Here is a 13,477-nt window from a genome sequence, read left to right as displayed (position 1 = left end):
TTCATTAAGCTGTAAAATGCTGCGCTTGGTCGATAGGGCGTTCCCGAATCGGTTCAGACTGACTCTGTCAGAAGCCACGGCTGACTTGATGGCTTTTGCATTCATGGATTAGACAGTGCGCGGTTGGCGGCCCTGTCAGCAACTTAAGGGTATGGTTTCGCGTGAAAATTCTAGTTACCGGCGGCGCCGGGTTCATCGGCTCGGCAGTCATTCGTCATATCATCTCCAACACTGCCGACTCTGTCGTTAACGTCGATAAACTGACTTATGCCGGTAACCTTGAGTCGCTGGCCGAAGTCAGCCAGAACTCGCGTTACGTGTTCGAACGCGTCGACATCTGCGACCGTAATGAAGTGGACCGTGTTCTGCGTGAGCACCAACCAGATGCCATCATGCACCTGGCCGCAGAGTCCCACGTTGACCGCTCGATCTCCGGTCCGTCTGAATTCATCCAGACCAACATCATCGGCACCTACACCTTGCTGGAAGCTGCACGCCACTATTGGGCGGCACTGGATGGGGCGCGTAAAACCAATTTCCGCTTCCACCATATCTCCACCGACGAAGTCTACGGAGACCTCGAAGGTCCGGAAGACCTCTTCACCGAAACCACACCGTATCAGCCAAGCTCGCCATATTCGGCCAGCAAGGCCAGTTCCGATCACCTGGTTCGCGCCTGGGCTCGTACTTACGGCCTGCCGACGCTGGTGACCAACTGCTCGAACAACTACGGCCCTTGCCATTTCCCAGAGAAATTGATCCCGCTGATCATTCTCAACGCACTGGAAGGCAAGCCTCTGCCGGTCTACGGCAAAGGCAACCAGGTCCGTGACTGGCTCTACGTCGAAGACCACGCCCGCGCACTGTACAAAGTCGTGACTGAAGGCGTGATCGGCGAGACCTACAACATCGGCGGCCATAACGAAAAGCAAAACATCGAAGTGGTGCATACCCTGTGCGCACTGCTCGACGAACTGCGTCCAGATTCCGCGCATCGTCCCCATGCCAGCCTGATCACCTACGTTCAGGATCGCCCGGGCCACGACCAGCGCTATGCCATCGACGCCAGCAAAATCCAGCGCGAGCTGGGCTGGACGCCGGAAGAAACCTTTGAAACCGGTATCCGCAAAACCGTCGAGTGGTACCTGAACAACACTGAATGGGTAGCTCACGTGAAGAGCGGCAGCTACCAGCAATGGATCGACCAGAACTACACGGATCGTTCGGACAAAGCATGAAAATCCTCCTGTTGGGAAAAAACGGCCAGGTCGGCTGGGAGCTGCAACGCTCCCTTGCGCCGCTTGGCGAATTGATCGCCCTCGATCGTCACCCGGTCGATGGCTTGAGCGGCGACCTGTCTGATCTCGACGCACTGCGTGCAACGATCCGTCAGGTCAAGCCGGATGTCATCGTCAACGCTGCGGCCTACACTGCCGTCGATAAGGCTGAGTCCGAGACCGAACTGGCCGACCGTGTGAACGGCCAAGCCAGCCAGGTCATGGCTGAAGAGGCTGCATCCCTGGATGCCTGGCTGATTCACTACTCGACCGACTACGTGTTCAGCGGCGAAGGCCTGACGCCGTGGCAAGAGACAGATGCCGTCGCCCCGGTGAATCACTACGGCGCCAGCAAGCTGGCCGGCGAGCAAGCGATCATTGCCTCGGGCTGCAAGCACCTGATCTTCCGCACCAGCTGGGTCTACGGCGCCCGAGGCAATAACTTCGCCAAGACCATGCTGCGTCTGGCCAAGGACCGCGACACCCTGAGCGTCATCGCCGACCAGATCGGTGCCCCGACCGGCGCAGATTTGATCGCCGACGTGACGGCACTGGCCATTCAGCAGGTCCAGCTACGCCCTGAACTGGCGGGCCTGTATCATCTGGCGGCCAGTGGTGAAGTGTCCTGGCACGGCTATGCCAGCCATGTGATCGGTTTTGCCAAGGCCAACGGTGAAGAGCTTGCCGTCACGACGATCAATCCGATCGACACAACCGCCTACCCAACACCGGCGCGCCGCCCTCTGAACTCACGGTTGAACACTCAGAAGCTGCGCGACAATTTTTCTCTGCGCTTGCCGGATTGGCAAAGTGGCGTCACCCGAATGCTGATGGAAGTCCTGAATAAATGACCACGACAAATCGTAAAGGCATCATCCTCGCTGGCGGCTCGGGCACGCGTCTGCACCCGTTGACCCTCGGCGTGTCCAAGCAGATGCTGCCGATCTACGACAAGCCGATGATCTTCTATCCGTTGTCGGTGCTGATGCTCGCGGGTATGCGCGAAATCCTGATTATCTCCACCCCAGAAGACCTGCCATCGTTCCAGAAATTGCTGGGTGACGGCAGCCTGTACGGCATCAAGCTGACCTACGCCGAGCAACCTAGCCCGGACGGCCTGGCACAAGCCTTCATCATCGGCGAAGAGTTCATCGGCAAAGACCCTTGCTGCCTGATCCTGGGCGACAACATCTTCTACGGTCAGCACTTCTCCGAGAACCTGCGTTCCGCCAGCACTCAAGAGCACGGCGCGACTGTATTCGGCTATCACGTGTCGGACCCGGAGCGTTTTGGTGTCGTCGAGTTCGACGCTGCCGGCCGTGCCTTGAGTATCGAAGAGAAGCCGCTGAAGCCTAAATCCGCCTACGCGGTGACTGGCCTGTACTTCTACGATAACCAGGTCGTCGAAATCGCCAAGAGCATCAAGCCTTCTGCCCGTGGCGAGCTGGAAATCACCGACATTAACCGTGCCTACCTCGAGCAGAAGACCCTCAACGTCGAAATGCTCGGCCGCGGCTTCGCCTGGCTGGACACCGGTACCCATGATTCGCTGCTGGAAGCCAGTCACTTCGTGCACACCATCGAGCAGCGCCAGGGCCTGAAAGTGGCGTGCCTGGAAGAGATCGCTTATCACAATGGCTGGATCACAGCCGAAGAGTTGGGTGCTCAGGCTGATGCTCTGAAGAAGACTGGTTATGGTCAGTACTTGCAGAAATTGCTGGACTCGCCTTCTCACTGATTCGAAGGCTCAACCCTTTCGAACAGTAGCGTTTAACCGGTCCAGGCAGGAATGGCATGCCAGTAAAACATCCCAAGGTTGCGGTTTTGCTGGCTGCCTACAATGGCATGCAGTGGATCGAGGAGCAGTTGGCCTCGATCCTCGACCAGTCAGCTGTCGACGTAACCATTTACATCAGTATCGATCCTTCCACTGATGGTACCGAGGCCCGGTGTGCGGCTTATTCGGCTGAGCATCACCAAGTGATCGTTCTGCCGGATGCCGGTAGCTTCGGGGGCGCCTCGCGTAACTTCTTTCGTTTGATTCGTGATGTCGACTTCGGCTCTTTCGATTTCATTTCCTTTGCCGATCAAGATGATGTTTGGCACAAGGACAAACTGCAGCGTGCAGTCGACGCCATTCAAACTCGTCAGGTCGATGCCTATTCCAGCAACGTCACGGCCTTCTGGCCAGATGGCAGAACTCACTTGCTGGACAAGGCCCAACCCCAGGTTGAATGGGACTACCTGTTTGAAGCGGCAGGCCCGGGCTGTACCTATGTGCTGAGCAAAAAGATGGCAGAGTCCTTGAAAGCGGCAATGGTTGAAAATTGGCAGCCTCTGCAGAACGTCACTTTGCATGACTGGTATTGCTACGCTTTTGCCCGCAGTCATGGCTATCGCTGGTACATCGATCCATTACCATCCATGGACTATCGCCAACACGAGCGTAATCAGGTGGGTGCCAACAAGGGGTTGAGCCCATTGATTGCCCGGTACAAAACGATTCACGACGGTTGGTGGTTTAACCAGGTGCGGATGATTGCTCGTCTGGTTGGGCGTGACACAGACCCGTTCGTCAAAACGTGGTTGCATCTGCGCCACCGGCAATTAATAAAACTGTCCTTCAGCGCCTGGCAATGCCGACGCCGGGCGCGGGATAAAGTGTTCTTCTTTTTTATCTGTTGGGCTACGGCGTTGATAGGGTGCAAAGCTAAATGAATGCCCCAAAGATACTGGTGACAGGGGCAAGCGGATTTGTCGGCGAGGCGGTGGTTTTCAGGCTGCTGCTGGACAAGAAGTTCATCCCCATTGCAGCTGCGCGCGGCGCAACACGGCTGAACGGGTTATGCACAGTCGTTCCTTTTGAGCTGACTGATTCAAAAGCATTGCCTAACCTCAATGACGTGCAAGTCGTCATCCATGCCGCTGCCCGCGTACATGTGATGAATGAAACCGCCGTGGACGCCTTGACCGAATTTCGCAAAGTCAATGTGGAGGGGACCCTTCGATTGGCACGGCGTGCAGCTGAGTCGGGGGTAAAGCGCTTCATTTTCATCAGTTCGATTAAGGTCAATGGTGAAAGCACTGTATTGGGTAAGCCATTCAAGGCTAATGATTTTCCGGCTCCGGCCGATCCTTATGGTGTATCCAAGTACGAAGCCGAAGAGGCATTGAAGCAGCTCAGCCTCGACACCGGGATGGAGGTTGTCATCATTCGCCCGCCGCTGGTCTACGGGCCGGGAGTGAAGGCTAACTTCCTGAGCATGATGCGTTGGCTTGAGCGCGGAGTGCCACTTCCGCTGGGAGCGATAAAAAATCGGCGTAGCCTGGTGGCTATAGGGAATCTGGTGGATTTGATCAATGTCTGCATCAGCCATCCTGAAGCGGCGGGAAATACATTTCTAGTCAGTGATGGCGAGGACTTGTCCACTTCCCAATTGCTTCGGCGAATGGCCGATGCCCTGGGCGTAAAGCCCCGTTTGCTGTCAATCCCTTACTGGGTACTAAATTTAGGCGCATTCTTGATTGGGCGTCGTGACTTGGCGCAGCGGTTGTGTGGCTCATTACAGGTCGATATCAGTAAAGCTTGGGATACTCTGGGGTGGCTGCCTGTTATCAGTGTGGATGAAGCGCTTCGTCACACAGCCGAAGAGCATCACCTGAAACTGCATAGCTGAACTGTAGATCAAAGAGTGAGTCGGTGGTGGCTTGATCCCACCATTGGCAAACTGCCACCCTTTTTCGGTGGAAGGGGGCTTGGTACCCTACACTCCTCGTGCCGCGGCGTGTGCTGCTGTACCTCGAACTGTTCAATATTATGTGTTTTTAATCCCGCGATCTGCTCCAGCGCTTTGCAAAGCGATAATGTCAATGGGCTATCAAATGGCAATGCTTCATCGCTATAATCGCAAATTTTGCGCAGCTGGGGGTGGTGTCTGAGCCGATCATCTAACGCTCAACAGACCCGTCGAACGCCTGCCTGGTTTGAACGAGTCGGCACAGGTGAAATTCTCTCATTTCAGCAACGGAGTGCTCGGTGGTAGCCCCTCTTTCCCCGGTTGTCCATAACAACAATTCGGATTACCGCGATGTGGACGATAGTCGGCAGAAAGTAACCGGGCATATGGAACGTGTTGCGATTCTCTTGTGCACCTTCAATGGTGAGCGTTTTCTGGTTCAACAACTGGAATCCATAGCGCGTCAAACCTATTCGCACTGGGTTGTTGTGGTATCGGATGACGGCTCCACTGACTCAACCCTGGAACTGTTACGCGAATATGTCGAGCGCTGGGGCGATGACAAACTGTCGATCCGACAGGGGCCAGGACGCGGCTATGCTGCAAATTTCCTCACTGTTACCTGTGACGAATCGATCAAGTCTGATTTCTATGCTTGGGCCGATCAAGACGACATCTGGCAGGAAAACAAGCTGGAGTCCGCTTTGCAGCGACTGCAGGATATACCGTCGCATACACCTTCTCTTTATTGTGGCAGGACGGCGCTGATCGATGAACATGGCGCAAATATTGGCTTGTCACCCTTGTTTGAGCGTCCCGTCGGATTTGCCAATGCGCTGGTGCAAAGTGTCGGTGGCGGCAACACAATGGTCTTCAACCATGCTGCCCGCCAGTTATTTCAGCGTGCAGGCGCCGGTCTGGATATTGTTTCCCATGATTGGTGGGCCTATCTGCTTGTTTCGGGCGCCGGTGGGCGGGTTTGTTACGACGTTTGTCCGACCATTCTCTATAGGCAGCATGATGCGAATCTTATTGGCTCTACCTCGGGGTTGAGAGCGCAATTGAAACGAGTGCGCATGCTGTTTCGCGGTCGTTTTCGTGGGTGGAATCAAAAGAATATTGCAGCGCTGGAATCGACCCGATTTCAGTTAAATGAAGAAAACCGAATGAGGCTGGATCTTTTTCAACGAGCACGTAGCTCACGTGGATTGGCGCGGATCATCTGGCTACGGCGATCTGGGGTCTACCGGCAATCCTTATGGGGCAATCTTGGGCTGGTTTTGGCGACGGTGTTCAATGGAATCTGACACGCAGTCGGGCTTGGCTCCTTTCAGGAAGAGTTCTGTGGTAATTCAAGTAATGATCGGACGAGAGAGTTTGCTGAGAGAGTTAAACTCCCTCGGATTTTTTGAGGTTTTTACACAATGCTGAATTTTTCTACGTCACCAAAGGAGATGCTCAATAGCGTCTGGCGCAACAGAGGCCTCATCCGAGCGTTGGTGCAGCGGGAGATCGTTGGGCGCTATCGTGGTTCGATCATGGGGATGTTGTGGTCACTGTTTAACCCGATTGTCATGCTCGTGATTTACACATTCGTGTTTAGTGTCGTGTTCAAAGCCAGGTGGAGCGTCGATAGCAGCTCGAAAACCGAGTTTGCGCTTATGCTGTTTGCGGGCCTGATCGTATTTAATCTGTTTGCAGAGTGCATAAACAGAGCCCCAGGGCTGATTATCGGCAACGTCAACTACGTAAAGAAGGTGGTATTCCCGCTGGAAATACTTCCTTGGGTAACGCTTGGCGCAGCAATGTTCCATTTTCTTGTCAGTCTTAGTGTCTGGTTGATTGCTTACCTGATCTTCTTCGGAAAACTCCAATATACCGTCCTGCTGCTGCCGGTATTCTTGGCGCCCTTGATGATCTTTGTTGTCGGCCTGGTCTGGTTTCTCGCCTCAATGGGGGTGTACCTCAGAGATGTCAGTCAGATCATCGGTGTTTTCACTTCGGTTCTGATGTTCCTGTCCCCCATTTTCTATCCAATCACGGCGCTGCCTGAGCAGTACCGGCATTTGCTTTTCCTGAATCCCCTGACACCTGCTATCGAAGATGCGCGGGCTCTGCTTTTCCGTGGTGAACTACCCAGCTTTGTTCACTTGGGCTTTTACTATATCGCTGCAGCTCTTGTCTTCTGGCTAGGATTTGCGTGGTTCCAAAAAACGCGTAAAGGGTTCGCCGATGTCCTCTAATACAGCAATTGCCGTCAACAATCTGAGCAAGTGTTTTCATATCTACGACAAGCCTAGAGATCGGCTGTTGCAAATGTTCGCTCGCGGCCGGAAGCAATACTTTCGGGAGTTTTGGGCCTTGCAGGACGTTTCGTTCACCATCAACAGAGGTGAAACCGTCGGTATTCTTGGGCGTAACGGCAGCGGGAAATCAACCCTGTTGCAGATGATTTGCGGCACGCTCAATCAGACTCATGGCGATATTTTGACCCATGGTCGCGTCGCAGCTTTGCTGGAGTTGGGTTCTGGATTCAACCCGGAATTCAGCGGCCGCGAAAACGTGTACATGAACGCCGCAGTGCTTGGTCTTACAAAAGAAGAAACCGACGCCCGCTTTGCCGAGATCGAGGCATTCGCGGAAATCGGGGATTTCATTGATCAACCGGTCAAGACCTATTCTAGTGGCATGATGGTGCGCCTGGCCTTTGCCGTGGCCATCAACGTTGATCCGCAAATATTGATCGTCGACGAGGCGTTGTCCGTTGGCGACGAATTATTTCAGCGCAAATGCTTTGCGCGTATCGAGGCGATTAAAGCCAGCGGCGCCACTATTCTGTTCGTCTCGCACTCGGGAAGCGCAGTCATCGAATTGTGTACCCGCGCGATACTTCTCGATAAAGGTGAGAAGCTGGCAGAGGGCGTGCCGAAGGTTATTGTCGGCCAATATCAGAAGTTGTTGTATGCACCCGCTGACAAGGTTGCCGGCATTCGCGAAGCGATCAAATCGGGCGGTCTCGAACGGCTTGAACTGGAGCGAGAGGCGAAGCGGTCGGCGGTTGCGGTCGAGATATCGCGAGCTGCGGACAATGGACTGGAGGAGTACTTCGATCCTCATATCGTCTCCAAAAGTGTTATGTCCTACGAATCTCACGGCGTTCTGATCAGTGATCCACGCATCCTCAATGTGGCCGGCAAACAGGTCAACTGCCTCAAGCGCGGGGACATCTATCGATATACATACCGCGTAGCGTTTTCGACAGGAGCTGTGGCTGTTCGCTTTGGCATGATGATCAAAACGCTTGCGGGTATCGAGATCGGTGGGGCAGCCAGTGCGGCCACGGCTCAAGATTCTATTACCTATGTAGCTGCCGACGCAGAAATCGATGTCGAGTTCAAGTTCGAGTGCAACCTGAATCCTGGCACGTACTTTCTCAACTCCGGCGTGGTCGGCGTCGTCGGGGAAGGGGAGACCTACCTGCACCGCTTGATCGATGCGTGCCTGTTTCGTGTTCTGCCGGAAACCTCGATCACAGCAACCGGGACGGTAGATTTCAAGTGTATTTCAGCTTTTACCATTTCAAGTGTTGAGCATAATTAATCTTATGGATCATAAACAAATAGTCGTAGTTCTGGGCATGCACCGTAGCGGTACAAGTGCCATTACTCGTGGGTTACAAGTCCTTGGTGTAGATCTCGGCGGCAATCTTTTGTCGGCTGAAGTGGGTAATAACGAAAAGGGTTTTTTTGAGGACGCCGCAGTAACGGATTTCAACGTCGAATTGTTAAAGGCGTTGGGTCATGATTGGCATACGCTGACACCGATCCTGCCTGAGGAGTTGGAGTCGAAAGTTGCCGAAGATCATAAAGTTCTTGCGATCGAGCTTCTGCGTAGCAAGCTTGCGGGGATCAATTGTTTTGGCGTTAAAGATCCACGGATGGCGCGGCTTCTGCCTTTCTGGCAAGCGGTTTTTGCTGCACTCGAGTTGAAAGTCAGCTACGTCGTCGCCTTTCGTAATCCTAAAAGTGTCGCTCACTCGCTAGCCAATCGAAATAATTTTGAGCTGGAGAAAGGTTATTTCCTCTGGTTGGAACACATGCTGTTCAGCATGAAGTATAGCCAGGGAACTTCGCGTGTCTTTGTTAACTACGATTTGATGCTTCAAGAGCCAGAAAAGCAGTTAAAGCGTATCTCTGCTTCCTTGGGGTTCCCCTTTGATCCGCAAGGACCAGAGTTCCTTGAGTATCAGCACAAGTTTCTGGAGCGTTCGCTGCAGCATAATACCTTTACTCCGGAAGACCTCAGCAAGGATCCCGCGGTATCGGTCGATGTGTTGAAGCTCAGCAATGTTCTTCTGGAGCTTTCCCATGATAAGCGAGCAGACGACCAGGCACTTGAAGCGCTGCTCAATGATCTCCACCGTGGAATGTTGGAGCGTTTGCCTGCTTATCGACTCATGCGCCACTTCGAGGACCACAGTTCGGAGCTGAGTCTGCGACTGATCGAACAAGCGGCGTTGAAGGATCAGAGCATAAAGGCGCTGGAGGTTGATTTCGATAATCTGGAAGCTCAACACAGCACGCTTGCGTCTGAATACTCGAACCTGGTTGCGCACCGTAGCGCACTTGAATCCGAATATGGCACTGTCAATACGGTTCTTGCTGATTCCGAGCGAACGATTCAAAGTCTGGAAGCGGATCTGCGCCGCTATGCTTCCGGGCGCTTCCTGCTTAAGTCGCTGGTGTCCCATATGGCCGAGCGATTCGGGTTGCGGTATCGCGGAGACAATCCTGCCGAAAGCGAACTGTTCGACGCCAACTATTACCTAACTACCTACGAGGATGTTCGAGCCGCAGGTGTCAATCCGCTTCAGCATTACCTCGAACAGGGCTGGCGTGAAGGGCGGGACCCTTCGGCCGGCTTTTCCACCAATGCCTACCTTGAGCGATATGCTGATGTACGGCTGCGTCGTATCAATCCTCTGATTCACTATTTGCGCCACGGCTACTACGAAGGGCGGTCGATCTATGACACGAAAGGTCGTAACTATCACCTTTCGCGTAAATTGAGTCGTCATCGCACCGTTGTCCAATTGTTAAGTCTGGTTTCGCAGCAGCCGCAGTTGCTCGGGCGTTTTGTTCGCGAGGCGCGTCGTGGTGGTTTGCGCCATGCGATCGCAATCGCGGCTCGTACACTCACTCGCAGTCAAAAACGCCTGGCCTTGAGCAAGGTGTTGCAACCGCTGAGCGACAGCGCACTGACAGAGTACGAGGTACTTAAAGTCGTACCTTATTACCTGGATCCTTATCTGCAAGAGATTACGAAGCCAGGGTCGACCATGATCGCCGTTCATCTTCATTTGTATGATGAGCAGATGACTGGGGACTGGTCCGACTACCTGAAACATATCCCGGTCGAATTTGACCTGTTCATTTCCCATAGTGACGCAGGTAACACAAAGTTTGACGATAAGTCCTTGCGTGCCACCGTGCCTTTGCTGCGCAAACTGGTCGTCGAGGGGGTTCCGGTAAACAGTGGGCACCTCGCCCCGTTGATCATTCAGTTCGGTAGCCGTTTAAGCAGTTACGACTATGTTGCGCATTTTCACGACATGGGCGGAAAAGACGCGGACACGAACCTTCGGATGGAGCAGCTGTGCGGTTCACCGAGCATCGTTGGGCAAATCTTCGATTTGCTCGGCAATGACGCGAAAGTGGTGTACCCGGTCGATCACCGGCCAGAGGACGCTACGTACCATGAATCTGGTTGGAGCGACGCCCGTGGCGTGCTCCCGACGGTAATGGAGAAGTATCCCCAGGTTGATGGCGCGACGTTCCCGAGCGCGGAATTCCCGCGTGCCGGCATGTTCTGGGCCCGCGTAAGTATTGTTAGCGACTTTATTCATTTGCCTTTGCAATATGAAGATTTTGCTGCCACGTCCGACATGCTTACCCACTGCCTGGAACGGCTGCTTCTGGTTTGCACGACGACGAATGAAGGTCGCAATTACCAACTGGAGTCACCGCAGCTTTCTCGTGACCCGTTGGCCTATTATGAACCGCAATCCGATTACTCCGGCTCCATCGTGCACGACACGATCAAAGTGCTGGCGTACTACTTGCCACAGTTCCACCCTACGCCTGAAAACGATGAGTGGCACGGCGAGGGATTCACCGAGTGGTACAAGGTTCGCTCTGCCAACCCGCTGTTCCACGGGCACTACCAGCAGCATGTTCCTCACCAGGATATCGGTTATTACCATCTGGACGGCCCGGCACAGTTGATGCAACAGGCTGAGATGATGAAGAAGTCAGGTGTTCATGGCCTGATCTTCTATCACTACTGGTTCACTGGACGAATGATCTTGGAGAAGCCGGCACAGATGCTGCTGGACAATCCACAGATCGACATGCCTTTTTGCTTCTGCTGGGCGAATGAAAACTGGACTCGTCGCTGGGATGGCAACGAGCAGGAAGTTCTGCTGGGGCAAGTGTATTCGGAAAATGACGCTCGTGACTTCATCCGCTATCTCATCCCATTCTTTAAGGATGAGCGCTACATCAAGGTGGATGGACGTCCAAAACTATCCGTTTATCGTCCTTCTTCAATCGAGCATAGTGAGCGTTATATCGCTATCTGGCGCGAAGAGTGTGAGAAGGCGGGTGTTAAACCACCTTATGTTGTCGCGACGCTGACACGCGGGGCATCGCATCCACAAGACTATGGCATGGATGCTGCCATTGAGCGGGTCCTGCATGATTGGACCGGTGATGCGGTCGCTGATACTCGTGCTCAGTTGCGCCCGTACTGGCCTCTGGAAGGCAGTGTTCTCAATTACTCAGAAGTCGCCGACCACTATATGGAGCAGGATCTGGGCAAGGATTTCACCTTGTTTCGTTCTCTGGTTCCAACATGGGACAACACCGCTCGATACGGCACCAGAGCCTACGTGCTGAACAACTTCACGACTGCGAAGTTTCAGAGTTGGGTCGAGCGTCTTATCGATTATTCTGAGCAAAACTTGCCGGAAGATCGCCGCTTCGTGGTGATCAATGCCTGGAACGAATGGGCTGAAGGTGCGCACCTCGAACCGGATACTCGATTCGGTTACGGCTATCTCAACTCCATTGGGCGAGCAATGTCCGGTCAGTCGTTTTCGGCGGCTGGCCACGATGCTCTCGATAGTGATCTGAAACTCAATATCGTCCTGACATCCGATGCCTCGGCGCGTCTGGAAGCCGAGCCTCAGTCCCGTCACAAGTTCCTGGCGTGCCTTGCGAGTTCCGGCGTTTTTGAGCGGTGTTCGGTTGTTGTCGAAAGCGCTCAGGTTCACCAAGCGTTGCAGGCACAAGGCGTGAAAGTTTCCAGTCATGCTGTCGATTCCGCGGATTTCACCCTTGTTTTCAGCGATGTCTGCCTGTTTCCCGCCGACACCATTGAATCGTTGCTGAAAATGGCGATCCGGCACAAAGGCTTTGCCGTGTCCGCCAACCTGCGCAACGATCCTGACTTTGTGCAAAGCGAAAATATCGTCAACTTCACGATTGAAGCTGATCAGCGCGCTTGCATGGAGTTGCGCCCGAATGTTTCGGCCATCGGCTACAAGATCTGCTGCGAAGCTTCATGCTTCCAGCTAATGCCCGAAGCCGTTACTCAGGTTGCGCTCGACACCGTGTCGACCATCATGCGCTACCATCGGCGGGGCGACAGAGCCTCACTGATTAATGCACTTCTTTCTTTAATTGCCCAGTCCGGGTGCCTGGTCAAGCCGATTCTGGCCATTCAGGATATGAGTGACGAGGAGATAGCGGTACTGGAAGGGGAGCTTGCAAAGCTGCCTTGGAGTGATGGTTGCGCACCGGTCATTCGGCGTTATTCATCGACAGAGCAGGCACCGGATCTGCGCTCTCTGATGTTGAACGACACGCTCAAGGCTGTCGGTCATGGTTATGCGGCATTTCTCGATTACGATGACTTGTTGTTTCCAAAGGCTTACGAGGTGCTGTTAGAGCAAATCAAGTCCAGCGGCAAAAATGCGACCTTTGCACGTGTTTACTCCACCATGGTCGATGCGGTGACCGGTTGCACAATCAAGCGTGAAAAAATTTATGACTACGGTGAAACCTATCGTGATTTCGTCGAGCATAACCACGCGCCGCTACACAGCTTCCTGCTGAATCTGGATAAGTGCGATCTTGAAGCTGTGACCTACTTCGATGATATGAAGTACATGGAAGACTATTATCTGACGATGCAGTTGTTCACTCGAGCCGGAACGGATTGGGCGTCATTGCGAACTTGCGGCTTTATTGGTGACTACATTCATCGAATTGGCTGTGATACTCATACGCTCGCGCTCACTGACGAGCAGCAACGTACGGACTTGCTGAACAGTGAGTCTTATCGAGTCTGTGAAGCTCGGATCAAGGCGTTGCGCGATCGTCTGCTTGCCCACGCATAATG

At 53.7% G+C, this 13,477-nt stretch carries 9 protein-coding genes; all 9 read left to right on the top strand.

All coding sequences use genetic code 11. The features are described from left to right. Positions 1 to 161 precede the first annotated feature (161 nt). The 9 genes from rfbB (at position 162) to AC1RQB_RS06070 (ending at position 13,475) form a co-directional block, all read left to right on the top strand. Positions 162 to 1,238, top strand: a complete 1,077-nt coding sequence (gene rfbB / locus AC1RQB_RS06110; RefSeq protein WP_063341133.1) for a dTDP-glucose 4,6-dehydratase — start codon at positions 162 to 164, stop codon at positions 1,236 to 1,238. Continuing rightward, positions 1,235 to 2,128: a dTDP-4-dehydrorhamnose reductase gene (gene rfbD / locus AC1RQB_RS06105; RefSeq protein ID WP_063341132.1), complete on the top strand. Its 894-nt coding sequence runs from the start codon at positions 1,235 to 1,237 to the stop codon at positions 2,126 to 2,128. The genes rfbB and rfbD overlap by 4 nt, the downstream gene beginning before the upstream one ends. Then, positions 2,125 to 3,015 carry a glucose-1-phosphate thymidylyltransferase RfbA gene (rfbA, locus tag AC1RQB_RS06100; protein WP_063341131.1) on the top strand — a complete coding sequence of 297 codons (891 nt, stop codon included), beginning with the start codon at positions 2,125 to 2,127 and terminating at the stop codon, positions 3,013 to 3,015. The genes rfbD and rfbA overlap by 4 nt, the downstream gene beginning before the upstream one ends. Positions 3,016 to 3,071: 56 nt before the next feature. Next, positions 3,072 to 3,995 carry a glycosyltransferase gene (locus tag AC1RQB_RS06095; RefSeq protein ID WP_063341130.1) on the top strand — a complete coding sequence of 308 codons (924 nt, stop codon included), beginning with the start codon at positions 3,072 to 3,074 and terminating at the stop codon, positions 3,993 to 3,995. Further along, positions 3,992 to 4,954 (top strand): UDP-glucose 4-epimerase family protein, encoded by a 963-nt coding sequence (locus tag AC1RQB_RS06090; protein WP_063341129.1) that lies wholly within the window; start codon positions 3,992 to 3,994, stop codon positions 4,952 to 4,954. The genes AC1RQB_RS06095 and AC1RQB_RS06090 overlap by 4 nt, the downstream gene beginning before the upstream one ends. A 359-nt stretch (positions 4,955 to 5,313) precedes the next feature. Continuing rightward, positions 5,314 to 6,321 (top strand): glycosyltransferase family 2 protein, encoded by a 1,008-nt coding sequence (locus tag AC1RQB_RS06085; protein ID WP_081235221.1) that lies wholly within the window; start codon positions 5,314 to 5,316, stop codon positions 6,319 to 6,321. A 117-nt stretch (positions 6,322 to 6,438) separates the two neighbouring features. After that, positions 6,439 to 7,257, top strand: a complete 819-nt coding sequence (locus tag AC1RQB_RS06080; RefSeq protein ID WP_063341128.1) for an ABC transporter permease — start codon at positions 6,439 to 6,441, stop codon at positions 7,255 to 7,257. Next, positions 7,247 to 8,614: an ABC transporter ATP-binding protein gene (locus tag AC1RQB_RS06075; RefSeq protein ID WP_063341127.1), complete on the top strand. Its 1,368-nt coding sequence runs from the start codon at positions 7,247 to 7,249 to the stop codon at positions 8,612 to 8,614. Before AC1RQB_RS06080 ends, AC1RQB_RS06075 begins: the two co-directional genes overlap by 11 nt. 4 nt (positions 8,615 to 8,618) lie before the next feature. Beyond that, on the top strand, positions 8,619 to 13,475 hold the full coding sequence (locus tag AC1RQB_RS06070) for a glycoside hydrolase family 99-like domain-containing protein (RefSeq protein ID WP_081235220.1): 4,857 nt from the start codon (positions 8,619 to 8,621) through the stop codon (positions 13,473 to 13,475). Positions 13,476 to 13,477 lie beyond the last annotated feature (2 nt).

It is taken from the genome of Pseudomonas sp. GW822-FHT02E03, assembly GCF_058802325.1.
This window is presented reverse-complemented; position numbering and strand designations above follow the sequence as displayed.